The sequence below is a fragment of the Haliscomenobacter sp. genome, assembly GCF_965225875.1.
In the GTDB taxonomy this organism is placed as follows: domain Bacteria; phylum Bacteroidota; class Bacteroidia; order Chitinophagales; family Saprospiraceae; genus Haliscomenobacter.
This window is the reverse complement of sequence record NZ_CBDDBS010000002.1, coordinates 1066047-1082901: the sequence shown is the minus strand read 5'-3', so window position 1 is coordinate 1082901 and position 16855 is coordinate 1066047. Positions and strand designations below refer to the sequence as shown.

The following is a 16855-nucleotide window of genomic DNA, read 5'->3' as shown; positions in this document are numbered from 1 at the left end:
CTAAATAGTTACAAAATACGTAGATTCGCGTAGCAGGTTTACACAAATCTACGCTGTATTTATGGCCAGATTCATAGGCATTTTTGTACTGTTCTTCGGAACAAAACATGGATTGTTAACGCCTAGAATCTTTCGCCATGAAAAAAATATTTAAATGGATCGGCATCGTCCTGGGAGGACTTATTTTGGTATTGACCTGTACAGTTTTCCTCATGAATGCCACCTACAACCAGCGCCTCAATAGAACCTACAACATTCAACCTGCCAGCCTCAAAATCCCCAATGACTCAGCAAATGTTGCCGAGGGCAAAAAATGGGTCAGCAACCTTTGCACCCATTGCCACGGTGAACAACTGGAGGGTACCAAATTCTTCAATGACCCTGCTTTAGGCATTTTGATCGCGCCAAATTTGACTCCGGCCGGGGTGACCAGCAATTATGTTGATGCCGATTGGATTCGAGCCATCCGGCATGGGGCTGGTAAAAATGGACGCCCCCTGATGATCATGCCATCAAACGAATTTCACGCTTTGAGTGAAGAACACCTTGGTCAAATTATTGCTTACTTGAAAACGATTCCAGTGGTGGAAAAAGAGTGGGAGCCATCCCGTTTTACCACTTTCGCCAAAGTGTTGATACAGTTGGGCGCTTTGGGTAAAGCTTTTCCAGTGGAATACCTGGATCACACCGCCAAATTCAAAAGCACCCCTCAAAGAAAGGACTCCCGGGTATATGGTGCCTACCTGGTGCAGGTCAGTGGGTGTAGGGCTTGTCATGGCGAGCAACTGAATGGAGCACCCAATCACGACCCCAATGGCCCAATGGCCCCGAATTTGACCCAGGTCGGGAATTTACCCAAATGGGGCGAGGCTGGGTTTATCAAGACAATTCGCACGGGCACTCGGCCCGATGGCACTGTGATGGATCAAAAATTTATGCCCTGGAAAAATATCGCCGTCCAGGATGACGAGGCACTCAAAGCGATTTATGCTTATTTGATGGCACAGCCAAAAGTAGAAACGCCGAAAAAATAGCAACTAAACCCTGAATGGTTGATAGGGTAGTGGAGTTTATAACCCTGCTACCCGCATCACCTGTTCCGCCACAAACTCCAAATTCTCCGCCGTACTTGCCAGCGCATCGTCAAAAATTTGCACTTTCCGCCCAATCGCAAAGGCCGCTTTTAAACCAATCAAGTCCAGAAAAGCCTGATCCGCATCGATGGCACCACAAAGCGCGATGGTGGGTATTCCAAACTGTGTTGCACGGCCACAAATCCCCCGTACCAGTTTTCCACTCAAGGTTTGACTATCCAGACGGCCTTCACCTGTGAATACCAGATTGGCACCTTTTAAAGCGGCATCAAAATTGGTCATATTCATCACAGCATCAATCCCTGGCTGCAACTCACCTTTAAGGAAGGCCAAACAGGCTGCGCCCATTCCGCCAGCTGCTCCAGAACCAGGAGTTGTGGAATAATCCTGCCCAAAAGTTTTTTCCAATAATGCACCAAACTGTTGTAACCCCAAATCCAATCGCTCCACCATGGCCGCATTGGCCCCTTTTTGAGGCCCGAACACATAAGCCGCACCCATGGGACCATGCAGTGGATTTTTGACGTCGCACAAAACCTCAAAACGGGTTTCGGCGAGCGCAGGATGTACTTTATTCACCTCAATCCGTTCGATGGCCGCCAACGATTCACCTCTTGGTAGCAATTCCTTCCCTTGAGCGGTATGAAATTCGTAGCCCAAGGCAGCAGCCATGCCCATTCCGGCATCATTGGTCGCACTGCCGCCAAGACCTAGCAGGATATGACGCACCCCACTATTCAGCGCGTGGGCGATCATTTGCCCGGTACCATATGTGCTTGTGAGCATTGGGTTGCGCTCTTCCTCACTCAGGCGTTGCAAGCCCGAGGCCTGGGCCATTTCAATGAAGGCTTTTTCACCATTGGCCGAAAGGATGTATTGGCAGGCCACGTCTCGCCCCAGAGGGTCATAAGCGGTCATTTGTACAACACTCCCGCCCAGGTGATGGGCAAATACATCCGCCAGCCCTTCTCCACCATCGGTGAGCGGAAAAATGACCAGTTCGGCATTGGGTTGTACTTTTCTGATCCCGTCGGCAATGGCGTTGCAGACTTGTTGGGCGGGCAGGGCGTCTTTAAAGGAATCGGCAGCGATGACTATCTTCATAAAAGTTGAAATGTTGAAATGTTGAAGGGTTGAAAAGAAATGGGCAGTACAAAATTGTACGTTTTTATTCACAATTCGTAAAGCGCAAAAGGCGAAATGCAGAAATGTAAGTGCGCAATTGGGTTACCTAACTTCTCAACTTCTCAACCCTAAACTTTTCAACTTTTTCACAAGATATGCCGCTCCACAATCTTCTCCAAATCTTCCCCGTATTCATTGTCCCAGATGGGCTGGTGGAAGGCGATGAGTTTGCGCAATTTATGGAGTACCATTTCTTTTTCTTTTACCGTCAGGTTTCCGGCTACCACCCGATGCACGTTTTGCATGTTTTGCAAGGCTTGTTCAAACACGGCCATACCCGCCGGGGTGATGGACACCCGGCGTGAACGCCCATCTTCGGGGTTGTCGTAGTCCTGGATAAAACCATTGCGCAACAAACGCCGAATCACTTCCATCCCCGGAGAAAACTCCATCATGTTTTTGGCAATGATGTCCGTTTTGCGCAAATCGCCGTGGCTGACCAGGGCCGCCAGGAAAGTAAAATCCTGGATTCCTTTCAACTCAGTATCCTTTAGAGCAGTTTTGATGTAGTGTTTGGCATGAGAGTTCAGCACCCCGATGTTCATGGCAATGTGGGCATCTACGTCGGAGGCATAATCGTCCCAACGGGTATGGGGCAGTTCATCCTCTGCTTCGCCAACCCGGCTTTGCAGCCATTCAGCGAAGGCTGGCAAATCACTTTTCCCCCTTTCCTGCTCGAATTCCTCCAGCAGTCCAATCACTTGTTTAAGCAGCTCGTACGACATGGTGACAAAAATCTTGACTAAAACTAGAACAATTTTTCGAGTTGCTAGTTTAGTGTTTGTTTTGAAAACATAGCAAAAAACTGTGAAAAAATCATAAAATGAAGATTTTACCCGCAACGCGACTGCTTAACAACTGGTTAGTACTGCTTTTGTTGACACCTTTTGGTCTTTTTGCCCAAAATGGCATCATCAAAGGTAAAATCAGCGACAAAATCAGCAACGAAGCCATCCCTTTTGCCAACGTTTTGGTAATAGGTACCGACTTTGGGGCCACTACGGATGAAAATGGATTGTATGAAATCACTGGACTTACTCCAGGCTTGTACAACATTCGGGCTTCTTTTGTAGGCTATGAGGATGCCACTGCTTTTGAAATCCAGGTCACCAACAACAAACCTGCCGTTGCTGATTTCGAGCTGTCCAGCAGCTCCCAAAAACTGGACGAAGTAGTGATCAAAGCGCCTCCTTTCAAAAAAACCGAAGAAAGCCCGGTATCCCTGCGCACCATTGGGGTAGCGGAAATCCAGCGCAACCCGGGGGGCAATCGCGATATTTCCAAAGTGGTACAAACCCTGCCAGGGGTCACCATTACCCCAGCTTTCCGCAATGACCTGATCATTCGTGGCGGTGCACCCAACGAAAACCGCTTTTTTCTGGATGATGTGGAAGTGCCGAACATCAACCACTTTGCGACTCAGGGTGCTTCGGGTGGCCCGGTGGGTTTGATCAATGTCAACTTCATCAATGAGGTAGACTTTTTCAGTGGGGCTTTTCCAGCCAATCGGGGCAACGCGGTTAGTTCAGTATTCAACTTTCGGCAGCGCGATGGCCGCGACGATCGCATCGGAGGTACTTTTATGGTGAGTGCCAGCGACATTGGTTTGACCTTAGAAGGGCCCATTGGCGACAAAACGACCTTCCTGCTTTCGGCTCGCCGCTCTTATTTGCAGTTTTTGTTCAAAATTTTTGAACTGCCCTTTCTGCCCATTTACAACGACTTTCAAGCCAAAGTCAAAGTTAAACTGGATAAAAAGAACGAATTGACTTTCATCGGTTTGGGGGCTTACGACCAGTTTGAGCTCAACCTGGAGGCAAACGATACCGAAGAACAACAATCCATCCTGGATCGCTTGCCCGAAAACCCCCAGTGGAGCTACACCAATGGCCTGGTGTACAAACACTACCGTACAAATGGTTATTATACGGTGGTGCTCAGCCGCAGCATGTTGGACAACAAGGCCATCAAGTATTACCAAAACGATAAAAGCAATCCAAATAACCTGATTTTGAACTATCAATCTCAGGAAATCGAAAACAAGTTGCGCCTGGAAAACACCGTACGTGCCGGGGATTTTCGCCTGAATTACGGTGTAGGGTATGAATTCGCCCGCTACAACAACAGCACCTTCAACCGGATTTTCACCTCCGCAGGCGCCCAAACCATCGATTACAGTAGCGCTTTCAACTTCAGCAAATACAACGTGTTTGGCCAAATCAGCCGCAAGTTTGTGGACAATCGCCTGAGCCTGTCCGCAGGGATTCGTGCCGATGCCAATACCTATTCGGAGGAAATGTCGAATTTGTTGGAGCAGTTGTCGCCAAGGTTTTCGGCATCCTACAGTTTGAGCAAGAACCTCGCCCTCAATTTCAACGCGGGTATTTTTTACCAACTCCCCCCTTACACTATTCTGGGTTACCAGCAAGGGGGCGAGTTCATCAACAAAAACAACGGCATCAAATACATCCGCAACAATCAATTGGTGGCCGGCTTGGAATTCAACACCAACAACAATGCCCGGATCACCGTGGAAGGCTTTTACAAAGGCTACGCGAATTATCCTTTTTTGCTGCGGGATAGTTTGACCCTGGCCAACCTGGGTGGCGACTTTGGGGTGGTGGGTAATGAACCGGCAATTCCCCGCTCCAAAGGGCGGAGTTACGGTATGGAGTTTTTGTTCCAGCAACGCTTGTTCAAAGGGTTTTATGGCATTGCGGCTTATACCTTGGGCTGGAGTGAATTTGAGGATAAAAATGGCGAGTTATTGCCTTCCTCCTGGGATGCCCGCCACATCGTTAACCTGACTTTGGGTAAAAAACTGAAGAAAAACTGGGAAATCGGCCTCAATTGGCGCTTCCAAACGGGGTTGCCACGCACGCCATTTTCCAATAATTCATCCCTGGTTGCCAACTGGGACGTCAATGGTCGAGGCATTCCTGACTACAACCAGTTGAATACGGAGCGGAGTGAAGCCATCAATTTCCTGGATTTCCGGGTAGATAAAAAGTGGTTCTTCCCCAAATGGAGCCTCAACCTGTATTTCGACATCGAAAACATGTTCAGCGCATCGGTATCCAGTCCTGAGCTTTTTCTGGATCGCCCCTTGGATGCAGATGGTCGGCCTATTGGCTCGGGAGTCATCTTGAATCCTGATGCTTCAGTAGGAGAGCAACGCTACAAAACCAAAGTTTTGGACAATGGAACCGGCCAGGCATTGCCGAGTATTGGGCTGATGATTGAATGGTGAGAAAGTTGAGGAAGGTTGAGGGAGGTTGAGAAGGTTTAGGCTACCGCAGCGACTTAGACGGGACATGCACTCTTAGGCTCTGGCGCTTGTTTGGCGCTGGTACAAGTCTGGAGACTTGTACCAGCGCCAGACTTGTACCAGCTAAGCTACCGCAGTGACTTTAACGAGGACTTTTTCTAAGTCGCTGCGGCAGCCTAAACCTTCCTCAACCATCTCAACCTCCCTCAACCATTTTGGTTCTCTTGGCCCAATTCAAGAAAGTGGCACCCCAAACCCAATTTTGCAAAACCCTGACATTCAAGTAGAAGAGAAGTTAAATTTTAAGAATTCAAAGTAGAGGTTCCCATCCCATAAAGTGGAACGCTTTTCAAACTTTCCTTCGGTACTTTCGCCACCAAGTCTATAAAAATTTTACAGACCCTTCTTTTTGTTTACAAAACTTCTATTTGATAAACCTATGTCTTATGACCAACTTAGACACACACTCCACTAGTCGGGTCGCAAGCAATGAACGATTTTATTTCATGCTTCGCCCCATGCTGTTTGTGGCCGCGTTTGTGCTGATGCTGAGTTCAGCTTTTGCCCAAATCACCGTAAATGGCACCATTACTTCCGAAGACCAACAGCCGCTCATCGGTGCAACCGTACTCGTAAAAGGCACCACCACCGGGGCTGTGACTGATCTCGATGGCAAATTTACACTGCAAGTACCTGATCAGAATGCTGTTCTGGTGATTGGTTACACTGGATTTGCGGAACAACAAATTACCGTAGGTACGCAAACCCAACTCAACATTGTACTCAAGGTTGACATTCAACGTTTGAACGAATTGGTGGTCGTAGGTTACGGTTCGCAGAAAAAACGCGACGTAACAGGATCGGTGACCAATATTTCCGAAAAAGACTTCATCAAAGGCAACATTGCCACTCCCGAACAATTGGTCAACGGCAAAATCGCCGGGGTACAAATCACCTCCAATGGTGGTGCTCCGGGTGCAGGTAGCCGGATCCGCATTCGTGGGGGTTCTTCCTTGAACGCCAACAACGATCCGCTGATCGTGATCGACGGGGTGCCACTCGACAACACCGGGGTATCTGGCGCTGCCAACCCCCTGAGCTTCATCAACCCCAACGACATTGAAAATTTTACCATTCTGAAAGACGCCTCTGCGGCTGCCATTTATGGCTCCAGAGCTTCCAATGGGGTTATCCTGATTACCACCAAAAAAGGTAAGGCGGGCGATAAAATGCGCATCAACTTCAGCTCAGTATTGTCTTCTTCCGCCAAATCCGGGGTAATTGACGTATTGAGCGCCGATGAATTCCGCGCCATTGTGAATGAAAGAGGTACTGCTGCGCAAAAAGCCTTATTGGGCGAATCCAGCACCAACTGGCAGGATCAGATATACCAAACTGCATTCAGCCACGACAACAACCTGAGTTTGACCGGCTCACTGAAGGATTTGCCTTATCGCGCCTCCGTAGGTTTTATGGACCAAAATGGTATCCTCAAAACCAGCAACATGAACCGTTTGTCGGGATCGATTGGCATTAACCCTTCTTTTTTTGACAAGCACCTCAAAGTAGATGTGAACCTGAAAGGGACTTCCATCAACAACCGTTTTGCCAACCAGGGCGCAATTGGCTCTGCGGTAGTTTTTGATCCTACTCAACCCATCCAAAGTGGCAGCAATACCCTGGGAGGTTATTTTGAATTTTTGGACCCAGCTACCAAAAATCCAAACACCCTTGCTCCACGCAACCCCTTGGCATTGCTCAACCAACGCAGCGACGAGAGCACCGTGGGTCGGATCATTGGCAACGTGGTATTGGATTACAAATTCCACTTCCTGCCTGAATTGCGCGCCAACCTGAACGTGGGTCTCGACCGCTCCAACAGCGAAGGCAACATCAACGTACCCGCAGGTGTGGGACAGTTCTTTTCCCGTGGCGGTCAGGTGGCCAATTACACCCAGAACAAGAACAACAAAACGTTCGAGTTTTACCTGAACTACGTGCGTGAATTTGGTGCCAACCGCGTCGACCTGATGGGTGGGTACTCTTACCAGGACTTTATCCGGGAAAGTACTGATTTGGATAAAAACCAGCAAGGGGAAGTATTCAACGACGTGTTTTTCAAAACCCAAAACACGTTGGTGTCCTTTTACACTCGTTTGAATTATGCCTTGAAAGAACGTTATTTGTTGACCTTCACTTTGCGTCGTGACGGTTCCAGCCGCTTCAGCCCGGACACCCGCTGGGGTACTTTCCCATCGGCTGCCTTTGCCTGGAAAATCAACGAAGAAGGATTTATGAAAGGCAACGAGTGGTTCTCCAACCTGAAATTGCGCCTGGGTTACGGGGTTACTGGTCAGCAGGACGTGGGTAGTGATTACCCTTACCTCTCTCGTTATACGCCTAGTGAGCCTACCGCACAGTACCAGTTTGGCAACGACTTCTACGCAACGCTACGCCCCGAAGGTTATGACGCCAACATCAAATGGGAACAAACCGAAACCTTGAACGCCGGGATCGATTGGGCCATCCGCAATGGCCGGGTATCTGGTGCGATTGATGTGTATTCCCGCAAAACCAAGGACTTGTTGAGTGTGATCCCCGTACCTGCGGGCTCCAACCTCACCAACCAAATCCTGACCAACGTCGGTAACATCGAAAACAGCGGGGTGGAATTCACTTTGAATACCCGTTTGATTGAAAAAGAAAACCTGAGCTGGGATTTTGGTTTTAACCTGACCTTCAACCAAAACGAAGTAACCAACCTGACCAAAGTGCCTAATCCGAACTACCAAGGGGTACAAGTCGGTGGTATTTCCGGTGGGGTAGGGAACACTGTTCAGATTCACACGGTTGGCTATCCAACTTTCTCTTACTTCCTGAACCAACAGGTGTACAATGAAGAAGGCAAACCAGTTGAAGGGCTTTACGCAGACCTGAACGGCGATGGCCTGGTCAACCTTGACGACCGCTACCGCTTCAAACAAGCCGATCCACGTTTGTTCCTGGGGATCAACTCTCAAGTGAACTACAAGGATTTCAGCCTGAGCTTTGTCCTGCGCGGTAACTTTGACAACTACGTCTACAACAACGTTTTGTCAAATAACGCGACCTTCCGTGGCTTGACGGGCACCAACAACTTCCTGTTGAACCTGTCACCCAACGTATTGCAAACGGGTTTTGCGAACAACCAGTACTTCTCCGATTATTACGTAGAAAATGGTTCTTTCCTGCGCCTGGACAACCTGACTTTGGGCTACAACCTGAAAGGCTTGCTCGGTGGCACCAGCAACACCCAGATTTCCTTGATTGGGCAAAACCTGTTTACAATCACCAAGTATTCTGGTCTTGATCCTGAAGTTGCGGGCGGTATCGACAACAACATCTATCCTCGCCCACGCATTTTGTCCTTCGGATTGAATGTCAGCTTCTAAACGGTTTTTGACCAAAACAAAAATGAATCCAATGAAAAAGCAATTTTTCAAAAACAGCATAAAATTGGGAATCCTGGCGTTTTTTGTGGCCTTGAGTTCCTGCACCAAAGACCTGGATCGCACCCCCTTCGTGGAGGTGACTTCGGCTACGGTCTACAAAGATTTTAGCAATTACAAACAAATCCTCGCCAAGGTGTACGCGGGTTTGGCGGTGAGTGGCCAACAAGGCCCGGCCGGACGCCCCGACATCAGTGGCATCGACGAGGGTTTCAGTACCTACCTGCGCCAGTACTGGAAAGCGCAGCAACTGCCAACCGATGAAGCCGTGATTGGCTGGAACGACGGTAGTTTGCCCGATTACCACGACATGGATTGGACTTCCGGCAACGAGTTCATCACCGCGATGTACAACCGGATTTTTTACCAAATCACCTTGTGCAACGAGTTCATCCGCGAAACCACCGATGCTAAACTCAGCGAACGTGGCATCAGCGGCGAAAACCTGAACCAGGCCAAAATTTTCCGTGCCGAAGCACGTTTCCTGCGGGCTTTGAGCTACTACCATGCTCTGGATATGTACGGGAGTGTTCCTTTTGTGACTGAGGCGGATGCAGTAGGTTCTTTCCTGCCCCGTCAGGCGAGCCGCACCGAGTTATTCAGCTACGTGGAGTCGGAATTGAAAGCGATTGAAAATGAATTGCTGGATGCCCGCAAAAACGAATATGGTCGTGCCGATAAGGGTGCTGCCTGGGCGTTGCTGGCCAAATTGTACCTGAACGCTGAAACTTACATTGGTGCAGCCAAATACACCGAATGTATCACTTATTGCAACAAGGTAACGGCTGCCAGCTACGCTTTGGAAAGTGATTACAATAAGTTGTTCCTGACCGACAACAACAAGTCGGCCGAAATCATTTTCCCGATCACTTTTGATGGTACCCGCACCAAAACCTGGGGCGGTATGACCTTCCTGGTACACGCTGGGGTAGGGGGCAACATGAACCCTGCCGACTTTGGCATCAATGGCGGCTGGAGTGGTTTGCGTACCACCAAAGCATTGGTAGAAAAATTCAGCGACATCAGTGGTACCACCGATCGCCGGGCCATGTTCCACACCAATGGCCAAAAACTGGACATCAGCGACATCTTTACCTTCAATGATGGTTATGCCATCACCAAATACCGCAACGTCAGCTCAACGGGGGCAAAAGGTACCGATACCGAAGGCAACTTCCCGGATACTGACTTCCCACTTTTCCGCCTCGCCGATGTGTACCTGATGTACGCAGAAGCAACGCTGCGTGGGGGCCAGGGTGGCAGTCAGGCTACGGCGCTAATACATCAATGCATTGCGCCAACGCGCCTACAAAGGCACTACGGGCAACGTAACTTCCATCAATCTGGACTTCATCCTCGACGAACGCGCCCGGGAATTGTACTGGGAGGCTCACCGCCGGACGGATTTGATCCGCTTCAAAAAATTCACGGGCAGTGCTTATCTCTGGCCCTGGAAAGGTGGAGTGAAGGATGGACGTTCGGTACCAGATCACCTGGTCTTGTTTCCCATTCCGGCTTCCGATTTGGTGGCCAATCCGAATTTGGATCAAAACGCGGGTTACTAAATCAGTTGAGAAGTTGAGAAGTTTGGCTACCGCCAGCGACACTCTCCCCTCAACTTCTCAACCCCTCAACTTCTCAACTAAAAAAACAAACGACCATGAAAAACTGGTTTTCAAAAATATTTCCCATCATACTCATCATGGCCATTGTGGGCTGTGAAAAAGATGAGCAACGTTTGGTGGTTATTCCGGGAGCTGCGCCAGTATTGAGCGCTTCCACGGCTACTCCTGCACTGAAGCTGGAAGACGCCAGCAAAGAGGCTGTTAAATTCACCTGGACTGCGGCAGATTTCAACTACCCAGCTGGAGTGACTTACACTTTGCAGTTGGCTAAAAAAGGCACCGACTTCAAAGAAACCGTAGACTTCAACGCCGGTCCATCGCTCAGCAAAACCTACACCGTAGCCGACCTCAACACCGCCTTGTTGCGCCTGGGGATCGGTGCAGGTAGCCTGGGGCAATTGGATGTGCGGGTAAAAGCAGCGGTAAGTGCCAATGTTGCGACCTTGGTTTCCGGAGCTACTTCCGTTTCGGCAACGCCCTATTTGGTGATCATTCAATATCCTTCCTTGTATGTACCCGGCGGGTACCAAGGCTGGGCACCCGACAAAGCGCCCAAACTCGCTTCGGTGAAAGACAACAAGATATATGAGGGTTACGTGAACTTTGGGGATGCTTCTGAGTTTAAGTTTACGGACGCGCCAAACTGGAACAACGGCATCTTTGGTGACCAGGGCGATGGCACGACCAAAAAGATCGCGTCTCCTGGCAACAACTTCAAAGTGCCTAGCGGCGGTTATTACCTGGTCAAGGCTGACCTGAATGACAAAAGCTGGGATGCGGTCAAAACTTCCTGGGGCTTGATTGGCTCGGGTACTCCTGGCGGCTGGGGCGCAGATACTGATATGGTGTATGACGCGGCCACCGGAACCTGGTCATTGACCGTGAACCTCACTGCCGACGAGATCAAATTCCGCGCCAACGACGACTGGGCCATCAACTTCGGCGATACCAAAGCGGATGGACTCCTGGACTACGGAGGCGACAACATCAAAGTGCCTGCTGCTGGTAATTACACGGTTACACTTAACCTGAGTATCGGCGGGAACTATAGCTATACGCTGAAGAAGAATTAATTGTTTATTGTTTAAGATTGGTAAGTAAGAATGCGGGGTTCTCGAACAGTGTTCGGGAACCCTTTTTTGATTGAAAATTATTCAACAATCTTCAATCTAAAAAGGAAGGCAATTGTCCTTGGCCCTTGATGCTTCAAACAGTCAATGTCTTTAACAACAAATAGCCTTTTTGGACATCACCGCTGATGCCGTCGGCCATGTTTTGCGCGAGACTATCGCGGAAGATATTGTCCCGGTCGTTGCTGGTATCTGCTTTGCCCAGGTACTTCGGCGTGGCATACACCGTCGAGTTCACGTCCTCCGGGAAGGCGATTTGGCTCACCACCAGAGCGTTTTCATTTTTGTCCAATACCTCCACATGGATGTGCGGCGCACGGCCGCGGTACCAACCAGGGTAGATGCTTTCGAAGCTTACTTTGCCGTCTTTGTCGGTGATCTGACGGCCCCGGCAAAAGTGCTCGTGGCGGTGGTCCTCCGCCTGCATCCTCATGCCACCGTACTCGGAGTAGGCACCGTGGGCATCGCAATGCCACACGTCCACAAAAACACCGGGCAGTGGTTTGCAGCCATTTTTTTGAGAAAGGACGGTGAGGGTCATGGTCATGGCCACGCCCTGCCTGTCCACTGCAATGTTGCGTTTAAGCAAAGAGTTTGAGTCATGGTTGGGAAAAGGGCCAACCGTTTCTTTTGGAGAAGGTTCGCAATCCGCACCAATGGTCAACTGCTTGGGCTCGTTTACACTTTCTGAAATGCTCAGGATAGCTGGCAGCCCGGCGGCAGTACCAAGTCCAAGGGCTGCTTTTTTTAGGAATTGCTTGCGATTCATGGTGATGAGGGTTTTTGACTGGTGATGAGAAATATTGATGAATCAGGATGACGATGACTTTGGGAACAACAGAACCAACATAATGGTCTGCTTACAAGTTATTGAACGACATATATTTCTTCAAATATCGGCTTTTATTTTTGAAGGAGTGAGGGTGGAAAAGGGCGAACGCGTGAAGCCACCCCGATTCAGGAGCTAAACGAACGTGGTTTGGGAACCTCTTTTTTGTTGAGCGTGTTTTGTCAATTGAATTTTACGAGGATGGCATTGAATGCACTAAAACAATGAAATTAAATGGGACTTGACTTATTTTTGGTTAAAATTGAAGACAAGTAAATAAAGGAAAATGACTGGCTTATTGCAAGTGAGAACCCCGAAGTTGAAGGCAAATTTTCGGCTTTTAATATAAAAAGGCACTCTCAACATAGCGATCATGAGTACTATGAGGAGGTTTATTTCTATAGTGAGATATCCTATCAACGAAAGGGAGTGACCAAGGAATTCTTCGAAAAAATTCAAAATGATAAATGTCTTGTAAACAAGAAGGATGTTGAAAACCTTATTGGCCTAATTGACAAAAATTTGAGAGATGGCTTTAAACAAGACTTCTTAGATAAATTTGTTGATGGACAAACAGTTTTAATAGTAAGTTGGTGAAGGCATGGCTCACTATGTTCTCAGCCTTTACAGACTTCGGGTAAATTAGATTTGTGCTGGCACAGATTTTATTTGAGTAGATCCCCTAAAAAGCAAACAACCTCTCCATTGGAATCTCATTATCCACATCCTCCAAATAATACTTGTTTTTAATCGCAGGATAAGTCGTCAAAAGGGTAGTAGTAAAGCTCCAAAATCTGCTTAATTTGAAGAAATCGTCCTTTTTTGAGCACATTTCTTCAATTATCCCTCTCTATTTTTGAAGAAATGTGCCCAAAAAAGATCGATTTCTTCAAAAAAGAGCCCCGCCAAATTCTTCCTTTATTTTGAGCCCCTTCTTTATCACCACTCAAATATTCCGTTTAACTTCACCCTACCAAAAAAACGCACTGGTTTATGACGACGACAACACCTACCACCCAGCGGCTCTACTCGCTGGACGCCCTACGCGGCTTTGACATGTTCTGGATCATGGGGGCTGAAGCCATTTTTCACAGCATGGCCGAGGCTAGTCCCACACCCTTTTGGCAGGCCATTGCCGGGCAATTGACTCACCCAGACTGGCATGGATACACCCTTTATGATAACATTTTCCCCCTCTTTTTATTCCTGGCTGGAGTAGCGACCCCTTATTCGGTGGGGCGGGATCTGGAAAAGGGGACCCCTCGACAGCAGTTGTTGCTGCGCGTGATTCGGCGGGGGCTGCTGCTGGTGTTGCTGGGCGTGATTTACAACAATGGGTTGGTGTTGAAGCCCCTGGCAGAAATTCGTTTCCCCAGTGTATTGGGGCGGATCGGTTTGGCTTACATGTTTGCCAACATCATTTACCTATATACCAAACAAATGGGGCAAATCATCTGGTTTGTGGCTTTGCTGATCGGGTATTGGCTGCTCTTGGCGCTGAATGCGGCGCCTGGCTTCCCGATGGGGGATATGACCATGGAAGGCAATTTTGCCTCGTACCTCGATCGCCTGATCGTGCCCGGGCATTTGTACAAAGACATTCACGACCCAGAAGGATTGGTAAGTTGTATTCCGGCCATTGGTACGGCCCTATTGGGCATTTATTGCGGTAACCTGTTGAAGCATGGTACCATGAGTGGTTCGCGCAAGGCCTTGCAAATGCTGATCATGGGGGTGGTGTCCTTGATTTTGGCACAGGCTTGGAATCTGGTCTTTCCTATCAATAAAAACCTCTGGACGAGCTCCTTTGTGCTGCAAGCGGGAGGGGTGAGCTTATTGCTTTTGTCCTTGTTTTATTACGTGATCGATGTGCTGGGTTATCGGCGCTGGGCTTTCTTTTTTGTAATCATTGGGATGAACTCCATTTTGATTTACATGTCGGATGGCTTTATCGACTGGACTTTTACAGCGCAGGCTTTGTTTACGTGGTTGTTGCAGTTGTTTAGTGAGCCTTATGCCGCGGTCGTATTGGCAACGATGGTCTTGCTGGTGAAGTGGGGCTTTTTGTACTTTATGTATTTGAAGAAGGTGTTTTTGCGGGTTTGATAAAAAGAAAAAGGGTGCATGACAAAATTAGGGCAATGCAAAAATGCCGAATTGTAGAGACGCACGGCCGTGCGTCTCTACGGCGCGTTGCCCCAATTTTGCCATGTACTCAAATGAAAAAGGGTTGACGAAAATACATCGCCAACCCTTTTTACTGTAGTTCTGAGTTTATTTACAGCCCAAAAGCCGCTTTCACTTTATCTACGTGATCCAGTTTCTCCCAGGTGAAGGTTTCCACTTCGTGCTCTACGAATTGGCCCGCACCATCGCGCAACTGGATTTTTTTGATTTCAGGCGTACGACCCATGTGGCCATAAGCTGCTGTTTCGGAGTAAATTGGCGTGCGCAGTTTCAACCGCTTTTCAATGGCGTAAGGACGCATGTCAAAAATATCCGCCACTTTTGCCGCAATCGCGCCATCGCTCAATTGTACTTTGGCAGTACCGTTGGTGTTGACGTAGATGTTGGTTGGTTTGGCTACACCGATGGCGTAAGAAACCTGTACCAATACTTCGTCACAAACCCCAGCAGCAACCAGGTTTTTGGCGATGTGGCGGGTAGCGTAAGCCGCAGAACGGTCTACTTTTGAGGGGTCTTTGCCAGAGAAGGCACCACCACCGTGTGCTCCACGACCACCGTACGTATCTACGATGATTTTGCGGCCAGTCAAGCCAGTATCCCCGTGAGGACCACCAATTACAAACTTACCGGTTGGGTTGATGTGGTAGGTGATTTGGTCGTTGAACAAGCCATGCAGACGCTCTGGCAATTGAGCTTTCACCCGAGGAATCAAGATGTGAATGATGTCCTGGCGGATGCGGTTGAGCATGGTTGCGTCGTCCGCAAAATCATCGTGCTGCGTTGAAACAACGATAGAGTCGATGCGGATTGGCTGATGATCGTCAGAGTATTCAATGGTTACCTGGCTTTTGGCATCTGGGCGCAGGTAAGGCATCAGGTCAGCATGCGTTTTGCGGATAGCGGACAACTCCAACAGAATGCGGTGGGAGAGGTCCAAAGGCAAAGGCATGTAATTGTCGGTTTCGTTGGTCGCATAACCGAACATCATACCCTGGTCGCCAGCACCCTGATCTTCAGGATTTTCGCGTTCTACCCCTTGGTTGATGTCGGGTGATTGTTCGTGGATGGCCGAAAGAATTCCACAGGAATTGGCCTCAAACATGTATTCCGACTTGGTATAACCAATGCGACGGATTACATCTCGAGCGATCTGCTGTACATCGAGGTATACTTTGGATTTGACTTCACCTGCAAGTACGACCTGCCCCGTGGTTACCAGCGTTTCGCAAGCAACTTTGGAACTGGAGTCAAACGCCAGGAAATGATCAATCAATGCATCGGAAATTTGATCGGCGATCTTGTCCGGATGCCCTTCAGATACAGATTCAGATGTGAATAAATAAGGCATGGTCTGAATGATTATAGTAGATAATGCTGGCGGAAAAATCCCTCACTTGAACAAGCTCATAGGCCCCTTTCCACTAAAACGGTGCAAAAATAGGAATTGTCTGGATAAAAAGAAAATAAGTACATTCGTCATGGCAAATCAAAGATAAGATTCTGATAAAAGACCTTGACTATGCTACATTTTCGCGGAGATGAATACTTTATGCGTGAAGCGCTCAGAGAAGCCCAACTGGCTTTTGATGAAGGCGAAATCCCGGTTGGCGCAGTAATCGCCTGTGAAAACCGCATCATCGCCCGCGGACACAATACCACCGAAAAATTATTGGATGTAACGGCACACGCCGAAATTTTGTCTATCACTGCCGCTTCGAATTACCTCAACAGCAAGTATCTGCCAGATTGTACGCTGTACGTTACGCTGGAGCCTTGTAACATGTGCGCTGGGGCGATTTTTTGGGCTCAAATGGGGCGTCTGGTGTATGGCGCTGGTGACGACAAACGGGGATTTATGCGGATTGGGAAAGAATTGCTGCACCCCAAAACCACGCTGGAATATGGGGTCTTACACGAGGAATGCAGTGCGTTGCTGAAGACATTTTTTCAGAAAATAAGGTAAGGTTACGTTATTTTGAATTGTGTTGTAAAAAGATGTTGCTGGTCATTCGACAAAAAAACAGGCGCTCCAAATGAATGCAGCGCCTG

10 protein-coding genes and 1 pseudogene are annotated in these 16855 nt (G+C 48.5%); 7 read left to right on the top strand and 4 right to left on the bottom strand.

Annotated elements, in window-relative coordinates:
- Nucleotides 1-137: 137 nt before the first annotated feature.
- The gene (locus tag ACO08K_RS07205) at nucleotides 138-1034 is read left to right on the top strand and encodes a c-type cytochrome (RefSeq protein WP_421795713.1); all 897 of its coding nucleotides are present in this window, start codon (nucleotides 138-140) and stop codon (nucleotides 1032-1034) included.
- A gap of 36 nt (nucleotides 1035-1070) precedes the next feature.
- Here the strand turns inward: ACO08K_RS07205 and ACO08K_RS07200 are convergent, their stop codons facing one another.
- On the bottom strand, nucleotides 1071-2198 hold the full coding sequence (locus ACO08K_RS07200; protein ID WP_421795712.1) for a glycerate kinase: 1128 nt from the start codon (nucleotides 2196-2198) through the stop codon (nucleotides 1071-1073).
- Between the two features lie 167 nt (nucleotides 2199-2365).
- Nucleotides 2366-3004 carry a MarR family winged helix-turn-helix transcriptional regulator gene (locus ACO08K_RS07195; RefSeq protein WP_421795711.1) on the bottom strand — a complete coding sequence of 213 codons (639 nt, stop codon included), beginning with the start codon at nucleotides 3002-3004 and terminating at the stop codon, nucleotides 2366-2368.
- A 98-nt stretch (nucleotides 3005-3102) separates the two neighbouring features.
- On the opposite strand from ACO08K_RS07195, the gene ACO08K_RS07190 reads away from it, so the two are divergent.
- The 4 genes and pseudogenes from ACO08K_RS07190 (at nucleotide 3103) to ACO08K_RS07175 (ending at nucleotide 11733) form a co-directional block, all read left to right on the top strand.
- Complete coding sequence (locus tag ACO08K_RS07190) at nucleotides 3103-5529, top strand: TonB-dependent receptor (protein WP_421795710.1); 2427 nt, start codon at nucleotides 3103-3105, stop codon at nucleotides 5527-5529.
- A gap of 464 nt (nucleotides 5530-5993) precedes the next feature.
- Nucleotides 5994-8978 carry a SusC/RagA family TonB-linked outer membrane protein gene (locus ACO08K_RS07185; RefSeq protein WP_421795709.1) on the top strand — a complete coding sequence of 995 codons (2985 nt, stop codon included), beginning with the start codon at nucleotides 5994-5996 and terminating at the stop codon, nucleotides 8976-8978.
- Nucleotides 8979-9009: 31 nt separating this feature from the next.
- A pseudogene (locus ACO08K_RS07180) lies at nucleotides 9010-10600 on the top strand (RagB/SusD family nutrient uptake outer membrane protein).
- Between the two features lie 95 nt (nucleotides 10601-10695).
- A complete protein-coding gene (locus tag ACO08K_RS07175; RefSeq protein ID WP_421795708.1) occupies nucleotides 10696-11733 on the top strand; it encodes a SusE domain-containing protein in 1038 nt (345 codons plus the stop codon).
- A gap of 133 nt (nucleotides 11734-11866) precedes the next feature.
- On the opposite strand, the gene ACO08K_RS07170 is transcribed toward ACO08K_RS07175, so the two are convergent.
- Nucleotides 11867-12559 carry an intradiol ring-cleavage dioxygenase gene (locus tag ACO08K_RS07170; protein WP_421795707.1) on the bottom strand — a complete coding sequence of 231 codons (693 nt, stop codon included), beginning with the start codon at nucleotides 12557-12559 and terminating at the stop codon, nucleotides 11867-11869.
- 1053 nt (nucleotides 12560-13612) lie between these two features.
- Here ACO08K_RS07170 and ACO08K_RS07165 point away from each other — a divergent pair.
- Nucleotides 13613-14725, top strand: coding sequence for an acyltransferase family protein (locus ACO08K_RS07165; protein WP_421795706.1), 1113 nt, complete (start codon nucleotides 13613-13615; stop codon nucleotides 14723-14725).
- A gap of 172 nt (nucleotides 14726-14897) precedes the next feature.
- Here the strand turns inward: ACO08K_RS07165 and metK are convergent, their stop codons facing one another.
- Complete coding sequence (gene metK / locus ACO08K_RS07160) at nucleotides 14898-16154, bottom strand: methionine adenosyltransferase (RefSeq protein WP_421795705.1); 1257 nt, start codon at nucleotides 16152-16154, stop codon at nucleotides 14898-14900.
- Nucleotides 16155-16325: 171 nt separating this feature from the next.
- Between metK and ACO08K_RS07155 the strand changes: the two genes are divergently transcribed.
- On the top strand, nucleotides 16326-16769 hold the full coding sequence (locus ACO08K_RS07155) for a nucleoside deaminase (RefSeq protein ID WP_421795704.1): 444 nt from the start codon (nucleotides 16326-16328) through the stop codon (nucleotides 16767-16769).
- Nucleotides 16770-16855 lie beyond the last annotated feature (86 nt).

What these genes read in the sequence shown, in the direction of transcription:
- ACO08K_RS07190 (WP_421795710.1), top strand. Translation starts at nt 3,103, where the DNA reads ATGAAGATTTTACCCGCAACGCGACTGCTTAACAACTGGTTAGTACTG.
- ACO08K_RS07165 (WP_421795706.1), top strand. Translation starts at nt 13,613, where the DNA reads ATGACGACGACAACACCTACCACCCAGCGGCTCTACTCGCTGGACGCC.
- ACO08K_RS07155 (WP_421795704.1), top strand. Translation starts at nt 16,326, where the DNA reads ATGCTACATTTTCGCGGAGATGAATACTTTATGCGTGAAGCGCTCAGA.
- ACO08K_RS07175 (WP_421795708.1), top strand. Translation starts at nt 10,696, where the DNA reads ATGAAAAACTGGTTTTCAAAAATATTTCCCATCATACTCATCATGGCC.
- metK (WP_421795705.1), bottom strand. Translation starts at nt 16,154, where the DNA reads ATGCCTTATTTATTCACATCTGAATCTGTATCTGAAGGGCATCCGGAC.
- ACO08K_RS07170 (WP_421795707.1), bottom strand. Translation starts at nt 12,559, where the DNA reads ATGAATCGCAAGCAATTCCTAAAAAAAGCAGCCCTTGGACTTGGTACT.
- ACO08K_RS07205 (WP_421795713.1), top strand. Translation starts at nt 138, where the DNA reads ATGAAAAAAATATTTAAATGGATCGGCATCGTCCTGGGAGGACTTATT.
- ACO08K_RS07185 (WP_421795709.1), top strand. Translation starts at nt 5,994, where the DNA reads ATGACCAACTTAGACACACACTCCACTAGTCGGGTCGCAAGCAATGAA.
- ACO08K_RS07195 (WP_421795711.1), bottom strand. Translation starts at nt 3,004, where the DNA reads ATGTCGTACGAGCTGCTTAAACAAGTGATTGGACTGCTGGAGGAATTC.
- ACO08K_RS07200 (WP_421795712.1), bottom strand. Translation starts at nt 2,198, where the DNA reads ATGAAGATAGTCATCGCTGCCGATTCCTTTAAAGACGCCCTGCCCGCC.